The following is a 21121-nucleotide window of genomic DNA, read 5'->3' as shown; positions in this document are numbered from 1 at the left end:
CTAATTTTAATCATAAACGTGGCGTTTTGTGTAGTACGCTTTTATTTCATCACTTTTGAGTGTCCGTTTATAACAAAGGAGAAGTATAGGAGTAGACGATGAGTAGTATACGACTTCTGTTCGTTTCCTCCTATACCTCTTATTGTCAGCTATAAGAAGATTTCCGTATTTTTTTACTTCAAAATAAATCTTTATGGTATCATTTTACTTGCATTCGAGCTTAGATCGAACGCGAGCACAACCTTGCAATGCAAAGGTCAGAACGGAAAAGCTACGGTCGGGAAAAACAGGACGAGCGGCAATAATTCGTAAAATCTACGATGCTTTGTATATAAAGGTAAGAAAAACTTCGTATCTTTGCAAGGCGATTCATTACTGATAATGGAAGAAAAAGAAAATTTCGAACTCCTTGATCACGTCAAATTTCCCGTTGACTTGCGGGAGTTGAGCATCGAACAGCTGTCTCGGCTGTGTGAGGAGTTGCGCCTGGATATTATAAATAAGGTGTCAGTCAATCCGGGACATTTGGCTTCAAGTTTAGGAGCCATCGAGATCACGGTAGCGTTGCATTATGTCTTCGATACGCCGGCCGATCGCATTGTCTGGGACGTGGGGCATCAGGCTTACGGACATAAAATGCTCACGGGACGGCGCGATGTGTTTTGTACGAATCGTAAGCTGCACGGTGTGCGTCCGTTTCCTACACCGTTGGAAAGCGAATATGATACATTCACGTGTGGGCACGCTTCTAACTCGATTTCGGCTGCATTGGGTATGGCTGTTGCGGCCAAAAAGACGGGGTTGACAAACCGGCACGTGGTGGCCGTAATCGGCGACGGCGCGATGAGTGGAGGACTGGCTTTCGAGGGGCTGAACAATGTTTCGTCTACGCCCAACGACTTGCTTATCGTGCTCAACGATAACGATATGAGCATCGATCGATCGGTGGGCGGAATGGAGAAGTATCTGCTTTATCTGGATACGAACGAAACTTACAATCGTTTACGCTTTAAGGCTTCGCAGTGGTTACACAGCAGGGGCTATCTGAGCGAGAGTCGGAAGAAAGGAATCTTGCGGCTGAATAACGCCATCAAGTCGGCCATCAGTCATCAGCAGAATATCTTTGAGGGAATGAATATCCGCTATTTCGGACCGTTCGACGGGCACGATGTGCGTGAGATTGTACGCGTGCTTCGGCAGTTGAAAGATATGCGCGGGCCGAAACTGCTGCATTTGCACACGACAAAGGGCAAGGGCTTCGGACCTGCGGAGAAAGAAGCGACAATTTGGCACGCTCCGGGCAAGTTTGATCCGACCACCGGCGAGCGGCTCACACGCGACGACAGTGAGGGGGCGTTGCGGTTTCAGGATGTTTTCGGACATACGCTTTTGGAGTTGGCCCGCCACAATCCGAAGATTGTCGGCGTGACGCCCGCGATGCCGACGGGATGCTCAATGAGTATTATGATGAAAGAGATGCCCGACCGCGTTTTTGATGTCGGTATCGCCGAGGGGCATGCCGTAACGTTCTCGGGTGGTATGGCGAAAGACGGGCTGGCGCCTTTCTGCAACATATACAGTTCGTTCTCGCAGCGTGCTTACGACAACGTTATTCACGACGTTGCACTGCTCGATTTGCCGGTTGTGCTCTGTCTCGATCGTGCCGGTCTGGTGGGCGAAGACGGTCCGACACATCACGGTGTGTTCGATATTGCTGCGCTGAGGTCTGTTCCGCATCTTACGATTGCAAGTCCGATGGATGAGCACGAGCTTCGCCGGCTAATGTACACGGCTCAACTGCCCGATAAGGGGGCTTTCGTGATTCGTTATCCCCGAGGGCGGGGCGTGCTCAAAGACTGGGAATGCCCGTTCGAGGAAGCACCGGTAGGCACGGGTCGCCGGCTTCGTGAGGGGAATGACGTGGCCGTGCTCAGTATCGGCCCGATAGGCAACCGAGTAGAGCAGGCCATCAACGAACTGAACGGCGCGCGCAGCGTAGCCCATTATGATATGAGATACATCAAACCGCTCGACGAAACGTTGTTGTTTGAAATTGCAGGAAAATTCAATCGTATCATTACCATCGAAGACGGTGTACGCAATGGCGGATTCGGCTCGGCCGTTTTAGAATGGATGAGCGACCGCGGTTATCATCCGCAGATTGTGCGGATGGGAATAGACGATTGTTTTGTAGAACACGGCAGTGTAGAGCAACTGTACGAAATCGTTGGGCTTGACATTGAAAGCATCAAGAAGAATATTATGGGAGAGGATTTGATATGAAAATCATCATTGTGGGAGCTTATGCCATCGGAACGCATTTGGCTAAACTCCTGTCACGCAATAACCAAGAGATTACGTTGATCGATGAGAACGAAGAGAATCTTGAAAAGCTCCGCAGCGATTTCGATCTGCTTACGATTCACGCTTCGCCCACTTGTATTCGTACGCTGAAAGAGGCGCGGGTGTCGAGTATCGACCTATTTATCGCCGTGACACCTAATGAGTATCAAAACATCACGGCTTGTTCGCTGGCCCACGCTTTCGGTGCCAAGAAAACCGTGGCGCGTATAGACAACTGCGAATATCTGCAACCTGAAAACGCGGATGTATTCAGGCAGATGGGTATCAGTTCGCTGATTTATCCGGAAGAGCTGGCTGCCAAAGATATTGCCAACGGTTTGAAGATGAGTTGGGTGCGGCAAAGATGGGATGTACATAACGGCGTGCTCGTGATGTTGGGTATCAAACTGCGCGAGAGTTGCGAGATACTTAATCAGCCGCTCAAAGATCTTTGCGGTCCAGACGATCCTTATCACGTGGTGGCTATCAAGCGCGGACACGACACGATTATACCGGGTGGTAACGATGAACTGAAACTTTACGACCTTGCTTACTTTATGACTACCCGAAACTATATTCCTTATGTACGCAAAATCGTGGGGAAGGAGCATTATGTGGATGTGAAGAACGTAATGATTATGGGCGGCGGAAACACAACCGTGCGGGCAATCCAAAGTATACCGGACTATATGGAAGTGAAGATCATTGAAAAAGACGAGCACCGATGCGAGCAACTCAACGAGATTCTTGATGACAGTCGCACATTGGTCATCAACGGCGACGGCCGCGATGTGTCGTTGCTCATAGACGAGGGAATCAGGAATACGCAGGCTTTCGTTGCGATGACGGGTAATGCTGAGACCAATATCCTTGCCTGTCTCACGGCCAAACGGATGGGCGTGAGGAAAACCGTGGCAATGGTCGATAACATCGACTATATCGATATGGCCGAAAGTTTTGATATCGGAACCATTATCAACAGGAAAGCCATTGCTGCCGGGCATATTTATCAGATGATGCTCGATGCCAATGTGCATAACGTCCGGTTCCTCACGGCTACCAATGCCGATGTCGCCGAGTTTATCCCTGTGCCGGGATCGAAAATCACCCGCAAGCCTGTCAAGGACTTAGGACTGCCCGCCGGAATGACAATCGGCGGATTGGTGCGTAATGGCGACGGTCGACTTGTATCGGGTAACACGCAGATTGAGGCCGGCGACACTGTGATGGTATTCTGCAACAACCTCGGAATGACTAAAATTGAGAAATTCTTCATATAGTAATGATCAACGGGAAAATAGTCTATAAAATCCTCGGTTCGCTGCTTTTTATCGAAGCTGCACTGTTGTTGTTGTGTTTGGGAATGGCCTTTTATTATAATGAAGACGACATAATTGCCTTTCTTATATCTGCCATCACTACGGCACTGTTCGGCTTCATTCTTAAACATAAAGGTAATGGAGCCGATAACACGATGGGGCGGCGCGACGCTTACCTTGTGGTGACGCTCTCGTGGGTGATATTCAGCCTGTTCGGAACATTGCCGTTTCTTATCAGTGGGTATATCACGAGCTTCACGGATGCCTATTTTGAGACGATGTCGGGCTTCACTACAACCGGTGCAACGATTTTAGACGATGTGGAAGCGCTCCCTCACGGACTGTTGTTCTGGCGTTCGCTGACTCAGTGGATCGGCGGGTTGGGTATCGTCTTTTTCACTATCGCTCTGTTGCCTTCGTTAGTCGGTGGGTCGGTCAGGGTATTTGCAGCCGAAGCTACGGGGCCTATTAAAAGTAAGCTGCATCCACGATTGAGTACGAGTGCCAAATGGTTATGGACCGTTTATCTCGTCTTGACCATCGCCTGCATCGGTACTTACTTTTTATTCGGGATGGGATGGTTCGACAGTTTGAATTATGCAATGACCACGACAGCCACCGGTGGCTTCTCTACGCACAATACCAGCACGGAGTTTTTTCGTTCGCCTGCATTGGAGTATGCCAGTACGCTCTTTTGTTTCCTATCGGGTGTCAACTTCACTTTGCTTTATGCAACTGTCGTAAAATTCAAACCCGGTTCTCTGTTTAAGAACACCGAATTTAAGTTTTATCTGACATTGGTACTCGGGTTCACTGCATTTATTATGTTAGAACTCATCACCCGCCGAGGCTATGATGTAGAACACGCTTTCCGGTGTGGCATTTTCCAAGTGGTATCCTTTATTACTACGACCGGACTTTTCAACGATGATGCAGGCCAGTGGCCGCACGTTACGTGGGTGGTGTTGGCTCTTTGTATGTTTTTTGGTGCTAGTTCGGGCAGTACGAGCGGTGGACTGAAATGTATTCGAGGGGTAATGTTAATCAAGATTATCAAGAACGAGTTCCGTCAAATTCTGCACCCGAATGCTGTTTTGCCGCTGAAAATAGACGGTGTGAATATCGAGCAGTCCAAGCGCGTCACGTTGTTGGCCTTTCTCGCGGTCTATCTCATCCTTTGCTTGATATGCTCTTTCACGATGATTGCATTCGGAATCGACAACACCAATGCCGTGACGATTACCCTAAGTGCGCTCGGTAATGTTGGGCCGACATTAGGTATTGAAATCGGACCTACGATGTCGTGGAGTATGTTGCCCGACTTTGCCAAGTGGATGTGTTCGCTGCTGATGCTCGTCGGCCGTTTAGAGATATTTAGCGTGCTGGTGATCTTCACGCCCGGATTCTGGAATCAGAACTGAAACAACAACAAAATAACGACTTAAAAATAAAGAAACGATGAAACCATTCAAATTCAATCCACTGCTGAAACAGACCATCTGGGGCGGTGATAAAATCATACCTTTCAAGCATCTCGTGGACAAGGCTGAAAATGTGGGCGAGAGTTGGGAAATCTCCGGAGTGAAAGATAACGAGTCGATTGTGGCCGATGGCGAATATAAGGGCCGCAAATTGAACGACGTCGTGGCCGAATTGAAAGATCGTCTCATCGGAGCGGAGAACTATAAGCGCTTCGGCTCCGACTTCCCGCTGCTTATTAAGTTCATCGATGCGCGTCAGGATCTCTCCATACAAGTGCATCCTACCGACGAGATGGCGCATAAACAAGGTAAGCTGCGCGGTAAAACCGAGATGTGGTATGTGATGGCTTCGGAGCCGGATGCACATCTTCGCTCGGGGTTGAAGCAGCAGATCACGCCCGAACAATATAAAGCGATGGTGGCTAACGACACCATTTGCGACGCCATTGCCGACTATGCCGTGAAAGAAGGCGACTGTTTCTTCCTGCCCGCAGGTCGCATTCATAGCATCGGTGCCGGCTGTTTCCTTGCCGAGATACAGCAGACCAGTGATGTGACGTATCGCATTTACGACTTCAAACGTAAGGATAAAGACGGCAATTATCGCCAACTCCACACCAAGGAGGCGGCCGAATGTATCAATTATAATGTCGAGAAGAACTACCGAACAGCGTATGTACCGCAGCGCAATCAAGGCGTTTCGCTCGTGCGTTGTCCCTATTTCTGTACCGCCGTTTATGATCTCGACGAGCCGATGACGCTCGATTATACCGAGCTCGACAGTTTTGTGATTCTCATCGGTGTCAAAGGGGCCGGCACAATTATCGATAACGAAGGCAATGCTTTCACGCTGCAAGCCGGCGAATCGGTCTTGATTCCCGCCACGACACGCACTTTAAAGGTTGAGGGAACCATCAAATTCCTTGAAACTTACGTGTAACATACATTGCCTAAGACTCCTGTTATTTGGAATCTTTTGGCTCGTATCACAGGGGAACTCGGAAAGATAGCAGGCTTCTCTTTATACCGGGAAAACGCCTTATATATACGTATTATAGGGTAAGATAAAGGATATGACGTCATATTTTATTGAATATGACGTCATTTTTGTCTAAATATGATGTCATTTTTGTCTGGATATGACGTCACTTTTGTCTGAATATGATGTCATTTTTGTCTGAATATGACGTCACTTTTGTCTGAATATGATGTCTTTTTTTTGTCTGAATATGACGTCACTTTTGTCTGAATATGACGTCATATTTGTCTGAATATGACGTCACTTTTGTCTGAATATGACGTCATTTTTGTCTGAATATGATGTCATATTTGTCTGAATATGACGTCACTTTTGTCTGAATATGATGTCATATTTGTCTGAATATGACATCACTTTTATCTGAATATGATCTCATATTTATTCGTAAGGATTGAGCCAAACACCTTACAATGCGTTTTCCCTGTTTCTTTGTATGTGACCAATATGTTTTTCTATGAGTTCTTTTTACGCGGCAATCTGACAGAAATGCTTTCGACAACTATATCCAGACTGATGATCACTTCGATTCGCGTGCGTTTGGGGTGTCTGTCGGCCTTTTTAATTAAAACCCTTGCCGTTGGGAGAAACACGAATAGATACGTTCTCGTATCTCGTTGTGTGTTAGCAGATTCTAAAAATTGTCTCGGGTGTGCGATTAATCGTTAGTGGTCAATCGCCTGTCGTTTAACGATCTTTCGTATCGTAATCGACGGTTGGTTACGATACGTCTAAATATTTTTCGAGATCCGACCGAATACTCTTCACTTGCGAAGAGTTCAGAAATCCCATTCCTCTCTTTAACATCGAGGCAATGTCTTCAAGGCTATGCTTGTAAGAAGACAGCTCATTGTGAAGCTGAACGGTATGTTTTGCTTGGCTGTAAATCTCGTGTTCACGTTCGCGGATAAGTCTGTCGCACACGCGACCGAGCAATGGTGTGCTGAGCGAATCGAACAAGTGGTGCCCTTGAATGTATAGATACGTGGTTTGTGGAGTTACTCCTAAGCGTTTGATATCATCCTTCACTTGTTGATACCCGGCTTTGGCTGTGGGATTGAGTGCTTGCAACTGTTTGATTTTTTGCCCCACCCGGTGCCGCAAGTGGTCGATGGCCGCCTCGGGATTTTGCAGATTGACGTGTCCGATAGAAATTGTTCGGTTGAAGTCTGTTATCGTGAAGTCGCCGTAATGTGTGCTTCTGTAATACCAAATGTTCCAAACGAAGAGCGGGAAAATGGCTTCGGAATACTGTCGGAAGAATGCTTCGAAGTCGAAAATAGCGTGATCATTCAGTGTCACTGCTACCGTGATATCGTGCAAACCGGGTGCAAAGCATTGCAGATTCTCTATTGCATAGCTGTAAGTATGGAATATGTATGGATTCGTACACACTTCTTTCGACATCTGTGTAGCGCCTTGCAGCAGGTAGTCGTAGTCTGCATCGACGCACGCAATCATATCCTTGCCCACGTTATGACTTAACAATCGCATCAGCACAGCTTTCTTGCCACGCTCCAACTGATGAACTTTCGAGGGGAGCATCACTTGAAAATAGCGTGTGCTGTTTTCAAAACTGCTCAGAATCGTGCGCCAAAAGAAAATATCGTCATAGCTTTCTACATAGGCGACGATGCGCCGACGAGCTGTTCTTGACGTCATACGGTTGCCCGCCTCGAAGTATTTGGATGACAGATTGTCTCTCAAACGCTTTACCATTGCAGCTTTATTCGTTGTCTGTTATATCCGAAACCTCGGTTACGCGGTCCATCCAACCGTTCATAATCACGGCCGGCGAATGGGTGGTAAGGATGATTTGAACATTAGGATTGAGTTGGAGAATGAGATCGATGAGCTGCTGTTGCCATTCTACGTGCAGACTAACCTCGGGCTCATCCATAAAAAGCACGTAGTTTTGATTGTCTTCCACCAAAACGGTCAATAGTATAGCGAGCATCTGTTTCTCGCCGCTCGACAGCTGGTAGGGCACCAATGTCTCACCGATTTGCGAAAAGCGAATCTCGTTTTCGGTGCGGATGATGGTCTTGCCCGTATCTTTGAAGAGTCGGTCTACGATGTCTTGAAACAGACGTTTGGGTTCTGCCAGCGCTTGGGCACGTTGGGCTGCGTCAGGAGTTCCGCTTTGCAACATCTCGATCATCCGATTCCCCACGTTCACCTGATAGTCAAGATACTTGCGTTGCAGTTGAAACAGCTGCCAGTCTAACTCTGTAATAAGTTCGATGTCGACTTTGGTGATGACGTCTGACGACAGCAACGGTCGGTCGAAACTGCGTATAATGTCGTACCGAATCCATTTGGCGTCGGCGGGATTCACCGTAAGATGTACGCCTTTTAATAGATGACTGGAAAATTCTCCGCCGTCTTTCAGACTTCGTACCACCTTATTTAATATGGTACTTTTGCCTACTCCGTTGACGCCGCTCAACACATTGACATGTCTGTCGAGGTTCCACATCACGTGTCTGCGACCGCTCCACAGCGAGTCTATCTCTATTTGCTCTATGTAATCTGCGTATTTTGCCAATTGAGAATTGATGGTTTAAATTGAAATTCGGTTATTAGTACCTGGCAAATATACGAATTTAAATTCAATCTGCAAGGTTTTTTGTTGTAAATTATCACATTGTTGGGAGAGGTAGCTTTAATAAGCAATTGCAAAGTTATGCAATCTTGTGCCCTTTCTCCAATTAGAAGTGTAAAGAAATGACTTTTTATTGTCAGTATGGTTACTATTTTTCTGGTATGGGATAATTATATTTGTCGAAATATTGACCGTCTCGGCGGGGCATCCAACCTTGCTCTACGGAGAGCTGAATACTGAAATTAGGATTGAAATTGTATTTGACGGCAGCACCGATACGATCACCGAGTGATTGCATATCATACAATGGGTAAGGGATTCGTTGGTTGTCGACCAATGATTTCTGTCCATACAGATAGGCTTCCCAATGCTCATTGAGGCGATAACCGAGTACGGCTGAAAGGCCGGTATCGCGGAAACTGTCGTGTGCCCAATAGATATTGTTGAAGTAGCCGCCGACGGCAAACGAGAGTTTCGAAGTAATTGGCATTGCATACATCGCCGAAATGCTTTGTGTGAAACCGGCACCGTGATGTGCATTCTTGCCAAATTGGGCAAAGACGGAGGCTCCGAGATTGATGTTCAAACCTCGATGGAGATTCCAGTTATACCATCCACCCCAATAGAGTGGTGATAAATGGAACGGTTGCACTTGTCCGTTAGTATTGAGTGCAGGAAGATGCAGTGAGTCGATTGAAACTTTATTGATTGCGGGAGCTATAATGTCGTGTGCCGGAGTAACAGCAGATGAAATCGGTTTCTGGGCAGAAGTCACCGATGAAATGCCGCTTCTCACCTCTTGTGCACGAACTAAGAGGCAATAAAACAGAATTGTTATGATGAGTGTATAACGTTTCATTGTAAGGCAAAGATAGGTTAAACGGCTCGAAGGACCAAACAAATAGAATGATTTTTAGGGAATTTATCGTTTATAAGAGACGCTTTATAAATTATTCAGAATTTGTTTTGCACTTCATCGAATTTATCGTATTTTTGTACTGTTATTCTAATCGTACAAGTGAAATGAATTTTTTCAAAGCTTTGTTTGGAAGTAAGGAGGAGACTCCGGAAGAGAAAACCAAAGGAGAGGTTGCACGCAATTTCGACACATTGAAATATGATGGTGTGCGGGCTTTGCGTGCAGGCGAAGTGCGGTTTGCTACCGATTGTTTTCAGCACGCACTCGAATTGCAGGATGACCTTGAAGTGCGAGACTATCTGTCTCAGGCGCTTATCGGTGTGGGTGATTTGCTACTGGCTTATGAGCAATTGCAGAAATTGGCTGAAGCACAGCCCGATAATGTGCAGATATGGATTCGGATGGCCAACGTGGCATATATGATGGAGGATTACGGAGCGATGGCCAATGCTTGTGAAAAGGCGCTGTTGCTTGATGGGGATAATCCGCAGGTACATTATTTATATGCACGTGCTTGTCTTGGACAGGGTGATACCGTAAACGCCATTGCGATGCTTACGAAGTCGATTGTCTTGAAAGCTGATTATTATGATGCCTATTTGCTGCGAGGTGAAACGCTGTTGCAGGTTGATGAAGTAGCCGAAGCTGATGAGGATGTGCATTACTTGCTCGAACATATTACCGGCAATGAAGATGTGTTGCTGCTCGAAGCCCGCGTGGAACGTCGTCGGGGGGAGATAGAGACCGCCATTGAAACTTACGGTAAAGTTCTTGATATCAACCCGTTCTGTATCGCTGCTTTCAAAGAACGGGGAGCATTGCTTATCCAAAATGGTGATGAAGAGCACGGCAATGCCGATTTGCAGCAAGCCGAAGCATTGATGCAAGAGACGGCCGGATAAATTATGGAATTAGATTTACTGCCGCTCAACTTGCCGAGTGACCACAATCGCCCTATTGTAATGGCAGGGCCCTGCTCGGCAGAGACCGAACAACAAGTCGTCGCTACTGCGAACGAGTTGGCCCGTAAGGGTTGCCACATCTTTCGTGCCGGCGTGTGGAAACCGCGTACTAAGCCCGGTGGTTTCGAAGGCAACGGAGAGAAGGCCTTACCTTGGATGAAACGTGTGAAAGATGAAACGGGAATGCAGATTACTACTGAAGTGGCCACGCCTGAGCATGTAGAATTGTGTCTTGAATACGGCTTCGACATTCTCTGGATCGGCGCCCGTACCTGCGCCAATCCGTTCGCAATGCAAGCTCTGGCTGACAGTCTGCAAGGTGTCGACATACCGATTCTCGTCAAGAATCCTGTCAATCCTGATCTTGAACTGTGGATCGGCGGAATGGAGCGTGTCAATCAGGCTGGTATCAAGCGTATCGCTGCCATCCACCGCGGCTTTTCGAGTTATGAAAAAAAGATTTATCGCAATGCACCGATGTGGCAAATTCCTATCGAACTGCGCCGCCGCATTCCTAATCTGCCCATTATTTGCGACCCCAGTCACATCGGTGGTCGCCGCGAGTTGATTGCACCGCTCTGCCAACAGGCGATGGATTTGGGCTTCGATGGACTGATCGTGGAGAGTCATTGTGCACCCGACGAGGCGTGGAGCGATGCCAAGCAACAAATTACTCCCGAAGTTTTAGACTACATCCTCTCGCTTCTCGTGGTGCGCGATGAGCACGTTATCACTGAGGGTATTGCTCAACTGCGCCGGCAGATAGACGACCTCGACAATCAACTGATGGACTTGCTGTCGCGAAGGATGCGTATCAGTCGCGAGATCGGGCAGTATAAGAAAGAGCACAATATGACCGTTTTGCAGCCCGCACGTTACAACGAGATTCTCGACAAGCGCGGTGCACAGGGGACGCTCTGCGGAATGTCTGCTGAATTTACCGCCCGCATCTTTGAAAACATCCACGAAGAGAGTGTCAGACAGCAGATGGAGATGATCAATAAGTAGGGGGTAAGTACGTTATTTCGTATATGAATAAAGCCCGGTATTTGAAGTTCTTAACGTGGGTTCACGGGCTTTAAGTGAAGATCCGGATGACGTGTAGCTCCATTTCGTTCAAGGCATCCGAATAGAAAACTGACAAAAGATTTGACTTTGTAAGAAGAAGTGCTAGAAATGGAGGTACGGGTGTGTTTGGTGAGAAGTCGTATACTTGTGGGGCACTCCTATACAAGTAGTAGGGCAGAGGTCGTATACTTGTCAGGATATTTCGAGCTGGTTGTTGTGAGTAGGCTCTTTGGGACAAAAAACTTATCAAAAGTTTTTCTTTGTCACAATCTCGTCAAAATGTTGGTCAGCCCATTCAATGATGGCCATTATCACAGGCATCAACGAATGTCCCGTAGTGGTGAGAGAATATTCCACTTTCGGTGGAACGACAGGGTAGATTTCACGATGGATGAGGTGGCTCTGCTCAAGGCTTTTCAGTGTTGCAGAAAGCATTTTGGGAGAACAATCGGGTATCAATAGTCTAAGTTCATTAAAACGAAGAATTCCTCTCTCACTGGTATGCAATGAGTAAAGAATAAGTATTGACCATTTATTACCGAATTTACTGATAACCTGTCTGACGGGGCAAGTTGAATATTCTGCCATATTTCTTGATTTTTCGTACAAAAGTAACAAAAAGAAACTGCAAGAAATACTGATAATGGTTAAATGATGTTGATACGCATTTAAGAGAGTCCCTATTTATCCGGATATTGTCCAAAAGTTTTATGTTGATATGGCTGAGTTTTCATAATTTATCCGTACTTTTGCAATAGAATAAAACAAGTAATATGGAAACGATTGAAGCATTGCTCACACGGCGTAGCGTGAGGAATTTTGTTTCGGAAAAGATGCCGGAGCAGGAATTGATAGACAAAGTGGTCAAGGCAGGGACTTATGCACCGAGTGGAAAGGGTAAACAGCCGGCCGTTATTGTGGAGATAACCGATAAGGTTGTGCGCGATCGCCTTTCTGAATTAAATGCCCAAGTGATGGGTAGTAAAGGCGATCCGTTTTATGGGGCACCGGTGGTGCTCGCAGTGTTGGCTGATAGGGAACGTCCTACTTATATCTACGATGGCTCGTTAGTAATGGGTAATCTGTTGATTGCTGCCCACTCGTTAGGTTTGGGTAGTTGTTGGATACACCGTGCGAAGGAGATTTTCGCAAGTGAGGAAGGGCTGCAGATGTTGCACAACTGGGGTATAACTGGCGATTATGAGGGTATTGGCTTCTGTGTGTTGGGTTATGCGTCTTCCCCGTCAGGTAAGGCTACACAGCGTAAATCCGATTATGTGTATCACGTTTAGTGAATGAGAATAGATTAATTATTATCATTTTTTTTTCTTTGCGTGATCTTTCTGTGTTATAGAATGTGAATGGATGTCGAATTTGGACGGAATATATAGTACGGTTCATAATTTATTACTATCTTTGCAACAAAGAATAAAAACAATGGTAACTTTGGTAGAACAATTAAGGGACTATTTCCGGTCTACGTCCAAAGAGAAATTAAGGGAGGAGTGGAAGCGAATTCATTCGGAATTCAACTACGGTCCAAATGCAATACGGTTTATACGGGAGACGAATAAATTTATAGAGCCGATTTATAGACATGAGATCGTTGAGACTGAAATTCAGCCGAAAATAGAGAATTCTTTTGATGGGAATAATTCTGATTATTATTTAGCAGCATAAATAATGGAAAAAGCTATTTTTTCTTTTGAGAGATATGTTTTTTCAGAAGCTCATTTGATGATGAGCGAAATTCCTGATGAATGTGCTTTGGGGATTCATTTCCATCCAAGGGGACAATTTGATCCTCAGACTAAGATTTTTTCTTTGGTATTGGAATTTAAAGCTTCTTATGACAAAGAAAAACAGTCTGTTGAAGTCATCAAAGTTGTATTAGAGGCTGATTTTGTATTTAATGATATAGCGGATATAAATGATATTCCTGATTATTTCTATCCCAATAGTTTAGCTATCATCTATCCTTATATCAGATCTTTTATTAGTACGCTTACACTTCAAGCAAATGTTCATCCGATTGTTCTTCCAACGATGAATTTGTCTTCGCTCAAAGATGAGTTTAAAGCTCATACTCAAGAGAAATAATTGTCGGTATGCCTAAAAAACTATATCAGACAGTCGAAAACAGAGATAATGCCGATGAGGTAGAACAGCAAGGGCCTTACCGTTGTGATAGTAAATTAGCCTGGTTGGGACCAGGCTATTATTTTTGGGATTCCGATATTAAATTAGGACATTGGTGGGGGAAGAAACATTACCCAAATTCAAGTTATATTATATGTAGATCAACAATTCCGAATGATAATGAAGTTTTTGATTTGTATAATAGATTTGATGATAGGAAAGTTTTTAGTGATTGTGCTGAGATTATCAGAAAAGAATGCCGAGCGAATGATGTAAAGGTTCAGGAAGTTATCGAATATCTGAAATGTCATACGAGTTTCCAAAAGAGGTATAAAGGTATAAGAGCTTACGGAAATGGGAGTGCCTCATACTATGACTTCGCTTCTTACAGATTTAAGTTTGTAGATAATAATAAAGCATTTCTTGATAATTGTCCAGCTATTCAATATTGTATTATAGACAAGACGTTGCTTACAGGATACGAAATTGTTTATCCGGATTTTATTGTACGATCTGATATGTAAAAGTCACTATTTTTTTCTTCATACTTTATTGTATTTTTATTTCAAAGCTGATCATCTTATGGGTTTAGTATTGATGTTATGTATCACAATAGTTAAGGAAATAACAAGGTAATAGGAATAGGGTGAAAAGTAACTAATAATTAGGAAATATAATTGAACAATGCTGTACGGTAAAGCTCCATTATTTGGTTCTTTTACGGCTTGTGAAATGTAATTACTGTAAAAGTTAAGATACATCGTGGGATAATCGGAGGAAAAAGCTTGCAATCCGTTTCAAAATTTTGTATCTTTGCAAGTGAAGATAAAAGGAGGTGTCGAGTAGACATCTATTAATCAAGATTTAATCTCTTAATTGACTAAACCAAGAAAACACGGAGAAAGTCTCCGATGTATTTTATCAATAATCCGCTGGAATGAAAGTGCGGAGAGGAACGCTGGTAGGCAAATACTTATCAGTCGGGGCTCGAAACGCAGATTTCCGGCATAAATACCAGTTAAACAATATGGCATTTTACAAGAAAATGTTGAAGAAAGTCAACAACAAATGGTACCCTCAGTCGGTACTTGTAGGTAATCCTGTGGCGACAGATCAGATCGCTAAACGGCTGTCGGCTGAATCGACCGTAACCCCCGCCGATGTCTATGCCGTCCTGATTGCTTTGGGCGGTGTGATGGGCGAGTATATGGCACAAGGTCGCTCGGTGAAACTCACGGGTATCGGTACGTTCTATTTCACTTCGTCTGCTTCTAAGAACGGTGTGAATACTGAAAAAGAGGTAACGGCTAAACAGATTAATGGCGTGCGCATACGTTTCATTCCTGAAACTCGTTTCCGTGCTGGTGCTGGTTCTATGAATAGTCGGGTTACCGTGCGCGGTCTTTCCGATGTGAAGATCGACTGGGAAGAGTGGAAAGGCGTAACCAAGAAGAAGAAAGGAGGTACGACTCCGCCTTCTGGTAGCGGTGCAGGGCATTAAATCAAAGAATCGGCAGATGGTTAAAGTTATCCCCGATACGTACGCGTATCGGGGATTTTTGTAGTAGTGATTTAATAAATTGCAAACTTAGGAGAGATTTACCGAATGAACTGTAATGTCGTAATATCGTTTTTTTTTGAGATATTTTCTCGTGAAATCTTGTTTTTGGAGTCTTTTTCGTATCTTTGCAGCAGATATTCAGTAATGAATGCTTAATAGGATTGCTTATGTTAGTAAATTTCACTTTCGGCAATTTTCGTTCTTTCAGGGACGAACGAATTTTGAGTATGGAGGCTATCAGTATCAAAGAATTGGCAGAATCTGTTATCAGGAAAGATAAATACCGGCTTCTTCCTGTTGCTGTGATGTATGGTGCCAACTCGAGTGGTAAGAGTAATGTGATTAAGGCTATTGCCATTATGCGGCACCTTATTTTAAATTCCGTAAAATTGAACCCTACGGATACACTTCCTTTTGAACCTTTTGCATTGGACTTAGGATCAAAAGAAAAATCGACATTTTTTGAAATCCAGTTTTTGCTTGATGACGTCAAATACCGTTATGGTTTTGAGTATAATCATATACAAATTGTTTCTGAGTGGCTTTATGAAAATCCGTTTAAAGTGGGAACAAAAGAGCACAGACTATTTGAACGAGATAAAGGTGATTTTAATATCTCTAAGAACTATTTTGAGGAAGGAAGAGGTAAGGAAACATCTACTCCTGACAATAGACTATTCCTTTCCTTGGTTGCTCAATTGAATGGAGAAAAATCGAATAAGATTTTGGCGTGGTTTAAAAAGTGTCATCCTTTGTCTGGTATAGATAGCAGAGGATATGAAAACTTCACGTGGGAAATGTTCGATCAGCATAAAGATGGGTGTGAACAAGCGCATAAGTTTTTCCATCGTCTGAATCTTGGCTTTAATCAACTGATGATAGAAGAACAGCCTTTTCCCGAGGAGTTTTTGGCTGAGCTCCCAAAAGAGATTAGAGAGAGAATGAATGGTAGGACAAGAATTATTCCTAAGACCACTCATAATGTTTATAATAAAGAGACGGGAGAAATTGTCGATATGAAAGCCTTTGAAGAGGAAAAGATGGAATCTGCCGGTACACAAAAGGTTGTTGAGATGTCAGGCCCAATCTTTGATACACTTAACGACGGAGGCGTTTTGGTGATTGATGAACTTGACGCAAAACTCCATTTAATGCTCACGCGTAGTATTGTGTCGCTTTTTATGGATCCTGAAACTAATTTTAAAGGAGCACAGCTGATTTTTGCAACACACGATACGCACCTATTGAATACTAAATATTTGCGTAGAGATCAGATTTGGTTTACAGAAAAAGATCGGACAGAGGCTTCAGATCTTTATTCGTTACTCGAATTCAAAGATGAAAATGGAAATAGAGTACGAAATGATCGTGATATTGAAAATGATTATATCAACGGTCGTTATGGTGCAATACCGTTTATTAATTGAATACAATTTGATGACACGGATGTCGAAACATAAAGCTAAAGCTCCTCAAAGGCGAGTTATAAATAGACGTAATAAAATCGTACGTTTTCTCATTGTGTGTGAGGGAGAGAAGACAGAGCCTAACTATTTTAAAGCTTTGATAAAAGATCATTACTCGGATGTGCTTGATGTGAGTATCCAAGGGAAAGGACTGTCTACCTCCAATTTGATAAAGGAAGCACTAAAAAAGAAAGACGAATTTGAACGTAAACGGCAATTGCCATATGATCGTGTGTGGGTAGTATTTGATAAGGATGAATTCAAAGATTTTAATGAAGCTATCGCTTTAGCAAAGCGAGAAAAAATAGGTTGTGCGTGGAGTAATGAATCGTTTGAATTGTGGTATTATCTTCATTTTCAATATCTTGATACAGGTGTCAAACGGGATGATTATATTAAGAAATTGGAAAATGAATGTCGAAAGAAAAAGGGATATGAATCTTTTAGCTATACTAAGAATGATCCCCAAATCTACAATTTACTAAATGAAATAGCCAAAGAAGAATTGGCTAAGAAGAATGCAAAGAAACTCCGTGAAAAGTTTAGAGGTAATAAAAATTATAATTCTCATAATCCTCGTACCGAAGTTGATTTATTGGTAGACGAATTAGAAAATCCGACATCGGTACTTGAAAAATGAAAAGGAAGTGATTCCTTTAAGGAAATAGGTTATCTAATATTGCTTATGATACTGAGTCTGCTATTAACGAGTCTGTTCACGCTTGTGGAATTGAACTGCGAGAATTTGTTCGACTGTCAGCACGATAGTCTGAAGCAGGATTATGAGTTTCTGCCGACATCCGATCACCATTGGACACGCACTCGATATTGGCGCAAACTGAATCGTATTGGGCAGGAAATCATTGCCTGTGGAGAGACGGACAGCACGTGGACGCTACCCGATTTGGTAGCGCTCTGCGAGGTAGAAAACGACACTGTGATGCGCGATCTTACCAAGCGATCGCTTCTGCGTAAAGCTCGCTATGAATATCTGATGACTCATTCGCCCGATGTCCGAGGTATTGACGTAGCACTATTGTACTCACCTTTTTCATTCCGTCCCATTCATCACCATTCCATTCGTATTAAAACGCAGAGGGATATGCGGTTAACACGCGACCTGTTGTACGTTAATGGGCAGACGATTAACGGTGACACGCTGCACGTTTTTGTCGTGCATGCTCCGAGTCGGGCAGGCGGTGAAGGAGCCACGAGAGCACATCGTATTTTGGTAGCCGATTATTTGGGAGCTGCCGTAGATTCGGTTTATCGTCTTTCGCCCACTGCCCGCATTATCATTGCGGGCGATTTCAACGATTATGCACAAGATAAATCGCTGCAACGACTTTATGCACATGGTGTGGAAAACGTGTCGGCAGGAGCTATAGGACAGAACGGTGCGAAGGGGTCTTATCGGTTTCGTGGAGAGTGGGGGAGTCTTGATCAGATTGTGTGTAGCCCGCCTGTGGCCCGGAGTGTGGTGGAGTGTTGTATCGGCGATTTTCCTTTCCTGTTAGAAAAGGATGAGAAATACGGTGGTTTTCGGCCGAAACGTACTTATAATGGTCCCCGTTATAATGATGGTTACAGTGATCATCTTCCACTGATCGTTCGATTTGATTTCTGAAAGTCTTCAACTTTGAAAAGCACAAACCATTTTGCACACAGCATAAAGCTATGCGCACTTTTGATAAAAATACTTTTAAAATACTTTAAAACATAATACCCGATGGTTTCTTTTCTTTATAGAATGCTTAATTTTGTATCGTACGATTAGATCAGAAATAGGGTTAATACCGAGATATATGTTTGAAAGTTTAAATGAAAGACTTGAACGGAGTTTTAAGATATTAAAAGGTGAGGGACGAATCACCGAGATCAACGTGGCTGAGACATTGAAAGATGTTCGTCGGGCACTGTTAGATGCTGACGTAAACTTTAAGGTTGCCAAGACATTTACGGACACCGTGAAGCAAAAAGCAATGGGTATGAACGTGCTCACAGCCGTTAAACCCGGGCAGCTGATGGTGAAGATTGTTCACGATGAACTGGCTGAACTGATGGGAGGCGAGGCTTCTGAGGTGCATCTCAACGGTCGGCCTGCTGTTATCTTGATGTCGGGTTTGCAAGGATCGGGTAAGACTACGTTCAGCGGTAAGTTAGCCAACCTACTCAAATCCAAACAGCATAAGAATCCGTTGCTTGTTGCTTGCGACGTTTATCGTCCTGCTGCTATCGATCAGTTGAAGGTAGTGGGAGAACAAGTGGGTGTTCCCGTTTATTCGGAACCGGATAATAAGAATGTCATTGAGATTGCTGGTAATGCTATCAAAGAAGCAAAAGCCAAAGGAAATGACGTAGTGATTATCGATACGGCGGGTCGATTGGCTGTCGATGAAGAGATGATGAACGAGATTGCTAATCTTAAATCGGCTGTTCATCCGGATGAGACGCTGTTCGTCGTCGACTCGATGACAGGACAAGATGCCGTAAACACGGCTAAGGAATTTAACGACCGGTTAGATTTCGATGGTGTAGTGTTGACCAAACTCGACGGCGACACCCGCGGTGGTGCAGCTCTTTCGATTCGCACGGTGGTGACAAAGCCTATCAAATTCGTAGGTACCGGCGAGAAGATGGAAGCTCTTGATGTATTCCATCCTGCGCGTATGGCTGACCGAATCCTCGGTATGGGCGACATCGTTTCGCTTGTAGAGCGTGCTCAAGAACAGTTTGACGAGGAAGAAGCGAAGAAGTTGCAGAAGAAGATTCAGAAGAATCAGTTCGACTTCAACGACTTTCTCAAACAGATAGAACAGATCAAAAAGATGGGCAATTTGAAAGATTTGGCCTCGATGATACCCGGAGTGGGCAAAGCCATTAAGGATGTCGATATAGATGATAATGCTTTCAAAGGGATTGAGGCCATCATCAAAAGTATGACACCCAAGGAGCGTCAGCATCCCGAAGTGCTCAACACGAGTCGCCGGCAGCGTATAGCCAAAGGTTCGGGAACTAATATTCAGGAAGTGAACCGCCTGCTCAAACAGTTCGACCAGACACGAAAGATGATGAAAATGGTCACTGGCAGTCAGATGGGAAAGATGGCCGGTATGATGGGAAGAATGAAAGGAATGTCTAAATTCTAATTAATGATATCTATGAAACTTATTGATGGTAAAGCAACGGCGACGGCAATCAAGGCCGAAATCGCTGAAGAAGTAAAGCAAATTGTTGCGAATGGCGGCAAACAACCGCATCTGGTGGCCGTGCTCGTGGGGCACGACGGTGGGTCAGAGACTTATGTCAAGAATAAGGTTTTGGCTTGTGAGCAGTGCGGATTCAAGTCGACGCTCATTCGCTATGAAGATAATATTACCGAAGTAGAGTTGTTAGCTTGTGTCGACAAACTAAATAAGGATGATGATGTAGATGGCTTTATTGTGCAATTACCGTTGCCGAAACATATTGATGAGCAAAAAATCGTTGAGGCTATCGATTATCATAAGGATGTAGATGGCTTTCATCCAGTTAACGTAGGACGTATGTCTATTGGTCTGCCGTGTTTTATCTCAGCTACTCCGTTAGGAATCCTGACGCTGTTGCAGCGCTACCATATCGAGACCAGCGGTAAGAAATGTGTCATTTTGGGGCGGAGCAATATCGTGGGTAAGCCGATGGCTCAACTGATGATGCAGAAACACTATGGCGATGCTACTGTCACGGTATGCCATAGTCATTCGGCTACTTTGAAGGAAGAATGTCGTGAGGCCGATATTATTATTGCCGCCATTGGCCGTCCGGATTTTGTAACGGCTGATATGGTGAAAGATGGAGCCGTAGTTATCGATATTGGTACGACTCGTGTACCTGATGCTACTCGCAAGAGTGGCTTCCGCTTGAACGGAGACGTTAAGTTTGATGAGGTGGCACCCAAGTGCTCGTTCATTACTCCCGTACCGGGCGGTGTCGGCCCGATGACGATTTGTTCTTTGATGAAGAACACATTAGCAGCTGGTAAGAAAGAGTTTTATAAATAATGACAAGCGAGGAGTATTACCGTTTGGGTAATGAATACCGCAAAGGAGGCAACTGGCAGATGGCCCTCAACAATTATATGGAGGCCATTGCCCTTGATTCTGGCAGCCCAGCCGTACAGGCTAAAGAGATGTTGGAGTCTATTCTGAACTTTTATAAAAAGGATGCCTATAATCCCTGACAG

At 44.5% G+C, this 21121-nt stretch carries 20 protein-coding genes; 16 read left to right on the top strand and 4 right to left on the bottom strand.

Annotation, left to right across the window (positions count from 1 at the left end; all coding sequences use genetic code 11):
- The first annotated feature begins 381 nt into the window (after positions 1-381).
- Genes dxs through RWY97_RS00500 form a run of 4 tightly spaced genes read left to right on the top strand, consistent with a single transcriptional unit; the run spans position 382 to position 6083 of the window.
- A complete protein-coding gene (gene dxs, locus RWY97_RS00515) occupies positions 382-2283 on the top strand; it encodes a 1-deoxy-D-xylulose-5-phosphate synthase (RefSeq protein ID WP_315564954.1) in 1902 nt (633 codons plus the stop codon).
- On the top strand, positions 2280-3623 hold the full coding sequence (gene trkA, locus RWY97_RS00510) for a Trk system potassium transporter TrkA (protein ID WP_024991939.1): 1344 nt from the start codon (positions 2280-2282) through the stop codon (positions 3621-3623). The genes dxs and trkA overlap by 4 nt, the downstream gene beginning before the upstream one ends.
- Before the next feature lie 2 nt (positions 3624-3625).
- The gene (locus tag RWY97_RS00505; protein WP_021583168.1) at positions 3626-5083 is read left to right on the top strand and encodes a TrkH family potassium uptake protein; all 1458 of its coding nucleotides are present in this window, start codon (positions 3626-3628) and stop codon (positions 5081-5083) included.
- 37 nt (positions 5084-5120) lie between these two features.
- Positions 5121-6083 (top strand): type I phosphomannose isomerase catalytic subunit, encoded by a 963-nt coding sequence (locus RWY97_RS00500; protein WP_273175458.1) that lies wholly within the window; start codon positions 5121-5123, stop codon positions 6081-6083.
- Between the two features lie 816 nt (positions 6084-6899).
- Here RWY97_RS00500 and RWY97_RS00495 read toward each other — a convergent pair.
- The 3 genes from RWY97_RS00495 to RWY97_RS00485 all read right to left on the bottom strand — a co-directional run bounded on the left by RWY97_RS00495 (position 6900) and on the right by RWY97_RS00485 (position 9643).
- Positions 6900-7898 carry a DUF4435 domain-containing protein gene (locus RWY97_RS00495; RefSeq protein WP_021583368.1) on the bottom strand — a complete coding sequence of 333 codons (999 nt, stop codon included), beginning with the start codon at positions 7896-7898 and terminating at the stop codon, positions 6900-6902.
- Positions 7899-7905: 7 nt separating this feature from the next.
- Positions 7906-8727 carry an AAA family ATPase gene (locus tag RWY97_RS00490; protein WP_315564953.1) on the bottom strand — a complete coding sequence of 274 codons (822 nt, stop codon included), beginning with the start codon at positions 8725-8727 and terminating at the stop codon, positions 7906-7908.
- 205 nt (positions 8728-8932) lie between these two features.
- Entirely contained in the window at positions 8933-9643 is a 711-nt protein-coding gene (locus RWY97_RS00485; RefSeq protein WP_273175455.1) for a transporter, read from the bottom strand.
- A 164-nt stretch (positions 9644-9807) separates the two neighbouring features.
- Here RWY97_RS00485 and RWY97_RS00480 point away from each other — a divergent pair, with 164 nt between their 5' ends.
- Both RWY97_RS00480 and RWY97_RS00475 read left to right on the top strand, forming a co-directional pair.
- Positions 9808-10605 carry a tetratricopeptide repeat protein gene (locus RWY97_RS00480; protein ID WP_315564952.1) on the top strand — a complete coding sequence of 266 codons (798 nt, stop codon included), beginning with the start codon at positions 9808-9810 and terminating at the stop codon, positions 10603-10605.
- A gap of 3 nt (positions 10606-10608) precedes the next feature.
- A complete protein-coding gene (locus RWY97_RS00475; RefSeq protein WP_273175449.1) occupies positions 10609-11673 on the top strand; it encodes a bifunctional 3-deoxy-7-phosphoheptulonate synthase/chorismate mutase type II in 1065 nt (354 codons plus the stop codon).
- Between the two features lie 306 nt (positions 11674-11979).
- Here the strand turns inward: RWY97_RS00475 and RWY97_RS00470 are convergent, their stop codons facing one another.
- Complete coding sequence (locus tag RWY97_RS00470; protein ID WP_315564951.1) at positions 11980-12321, bottom strand: winged helix-turn-helix transcriptional regulator; 342 nt, start codon at positions 12319-12321, stop codon at positions 11980-11982.
- A 185-nt stretch (positions 12322-12506) separates the two neighbouring features.
- On the opposite strand from RWY97_RS00470, the gene RWY97_RS00465 reads away from it, so the two are divergent.
- The 10 genes from RWY97_RS00465 to RWY97_RS00420 all read left to right on the top strand — a co-directional run bounded on the left by RWY97_RS00465 (position 12507) and on the right by RWY97_RS00420 (position 21118).
- Positions 12507-13025: a nitroreductase gene (locus tag RWY97_RS00465; protein WP_315564950.1), complete on the top strand. Its 519-nt coding sequence runs from the start codon at positions 12507-12509 to the stop codon at positions 13023-13025.
- 391 nt (positions 13026-13416) lie between these two features.
- A complete protein-coding gene (locus RWY97_RS00460) occupies positions 13417-13833 on the top strand; it encodes a hypothetical protein (RefSeq protein WP_315564949.1) in 417 nt (138 codons plus the stop codon).
- A gap of 8 nt (positions 13834-13841) precedes the next feature.
- Complete coding sequence (locus RWY97_RS00455; protein ID WP_315564948.1) at positions 13842-14396, top strand: hypothetical protein; 555 nt, start codon at positions 13842-13844, stop codon at positions 14394-14396.
- 413 nt (positions 14397-14809) lie between these two features.
- The gene (locus RWY97_RS00450) at positions 14810-15373 is read left to right on the top strand and encodes an HU family DNA-binding protein (protein WP_315564947.1); all 564 of its coding nucleotides are present in this window, start codon (positions 14810-14812) and stop codon (positions 15371-15373) included.
- Positions 15374-15660: 287 nt separating this feature from the next.
- Positions 15661-16860 (top strand): AAA family ATPase, encoded by a 1200-nt coding sequence (locus tag RWY97_RS00445; RefSeq protein WP_315564946.1) that lies wholly within the window; start codon positions 15661-15663, stop codon positions 16858-16860.
- 19 nt (positions 16861-16879) lie between these two features.
- Positions 16880-17539: an RloB family protein gene (locus RWY97_RS00440; RefSeq protein WP_315564945.1), complete on the top strand. Its 660-nt coding sequence runs from the start codon at positions 16880-16882 to the stop codon at positions 17537-17539.
- Positions 17540-17584: 45 nt separating this feature from the next.
- Positions 17585-18526 (top strand): endonuclease/exonuclease/phosphatase family protein, encoded by a 942-nt coding sequence (locus RWY97_RS00435; protein ID WP_315564944.1) that lies wholly within the window; start codon positions 17585-17587, stop codon positions 18524-18526.
- Between the two features lie 178 nt (positions 18527-18704).
- Complete coding sequence (gene ffh, locus RWY97_RS00430) at positions 18705-20048, top strand: signal recognition particle protein (protein ID WP_021583257.1); 1344 nt, start codon at positions 18705-18707, stop codon at positions 20046-20048.
- A 12-nt stretch (positions 20049-20060) separates the two neighbouring features.
- On the top strand, positions 20061-20939 hold the full coding sequence (gene folD / locus RWY97_RS00425) for a bifunctional methylenetetrahydrofolate dehydrogenase/methenyltetrahydrofolate cyclohydrolase FolD (RefSeq protein WP_315564943.1): 879 nt from the start codon (positions 20061-20063) through the stop codon (positions 20937-20939).
- Positions 20939-21118: a tetratricopeptide repeat protein gene (locus RWY97_RS00420; protein ID WP_315564942.1), complete on the top strand. Its 180-nt coding sequence runs from the start codon at positions 20939-20941 to the stop codon at positions 21116-21118. Before folD ends, RWY97_RS00420 begins: the two co-directional genes overlap by 1 nt.
- Positions 21119-21121: the final 3 nt, after the last annotated feature.

This window comes from Hoylesella pleuritidis (assembly GCF_963541955.1).
Lineage (GTDB): Bacteria > Bacteroidota > Bacteroidia > Bacteroidales > Bacteroidaceae > Prevotella > Prevotella pleuritidis.
Note: the sequence above shows the minus strand (reverse complement) of the source record. Positions and strands in the feature narration are given on the sequence as shown.

Coding starts and splice junctions, on each gene's coding strand:
- dxs (WP_315564954.1), top strand. CDS start 382: ATGGAAGAAAAAGAAAATTTCGAACTCCTTGATCACGTCAAATTTCCC.
- trkA (WP_024991939.1), top strand. CDS start 2,280: ATGAAAATCATCATTGTGGGAGCTTATGCCATCGGAACGCATTTGGCT.
- RWY97_RS00505 (WP_021583168.1), top strand. CDS start 3,626: ATGATCAACGGGAAAATAGTCTATAAAATCCTCGGTTCGCTGCTTTTT.
- RWY97_RS00500 (WP_273175458.1), top strand. CDS start 5,121: ATGAAACCATTCAAATTCAATCCACTGCTGAAACAGACCATCTGGGGC.
- RWY97_RS00495 (WP_021583368.1), bottom strand. CDS start 7,898: ATGGTAAAGCGTTTGAGAGACAATCTGTCATCCAAATACTTCGAGGCG.
- RWY97_RS00485 (WP_273175455.1), bottom strand. CDS start 9,643: ATGAAACGTTATACACTCATCATAACAATTCTGTTTTATTGCCTCTTA.
- RWY97_RS00480 (WP_315564952.1), top strand. CDS start 9,808: ATGAATTTTTTCAAAGCTTTGTTTGGAAGTAAGGAGGAGACTCCGGAA.
- RWY97_RS00475 (WP_273175449.1), top strand. CDS start 10,609: ATGGAATTAGATTTACTGCCGCTCAACTTGCCGAGTGACCACAATCGC.
- RWY97_RS00470 (WP_315564951.1), bottom strand. CDS start 12,321: ATGGCAGAATATTCAACTTGCCCCGTCAGACAGGTTATCAGTAAATTC.
- RWY97_RS00465 (WP_315564950.1), top strand. CDS start 12,507: ATGGAAACGATTGAAGCATTGCTCACACGGCGTAGCGTGAGGAATTTT.
- RWY97_RS00460 (WP_315564949.1), top strand. CDS start 13,417: ATGGAAAAAGCTATTTTTTCTTTTGAGAGATATGTTTTTTCAGAAGCT.
- RWY97_RS00455 (WP_315564948.1), top strand. CDS start 13,842: ATGCCTAAAAAACTATATCAGACAGTCGAAAACAGAGATAATGCCGAT.
- RWY97_RS00450 (WP_315564947.1), top strand. CDS start 14,810: ATGAAAGTGCGGAGAGGAACGCTGGTAGGCAAATACTTATCAGTCGGG.
- RWY97_RS00445 (WP_315564946.1), top strand. CDS start 15,661: ATGGAGGCTATCAGTATCAAAGAATTGGCAGAATCTGTTATCAGGAAA.
- RWY97_RS00440 (WP_315564945.1), top strand. CDS start 16,880: ATGTCGAAACATAAAGCTAAAGCTCCTCAAAGGCGAGTTATAAATAGA.
- RWY97_RS00435 (WP_315564944.1), top strand. CDS start 17,585: ATGATACTGAGTCTGCTATTAACGAGTCTGTTCACGCTTGTGGAATTG.
- ffh (WP_021583257.1), top strand. CDS start 18,705: ATGTTTGAAAGTTTAAATGAAAGACTTGAACGGAGTTTTAAGATATTA.
- folD (WP_315564943.1), top strand. CDS start 20,061: ATGAAACTTATTGATGGTAAAGCAACGGCGACGGCAATCAAGGCCGAA.
- RWY97_RS00420 (WP_315564942.1), top strand. CDS start 20,939: ATGACAAGCGAGGAGTATTACCGTTTGGGTAATGAATACCGCAAAGGA.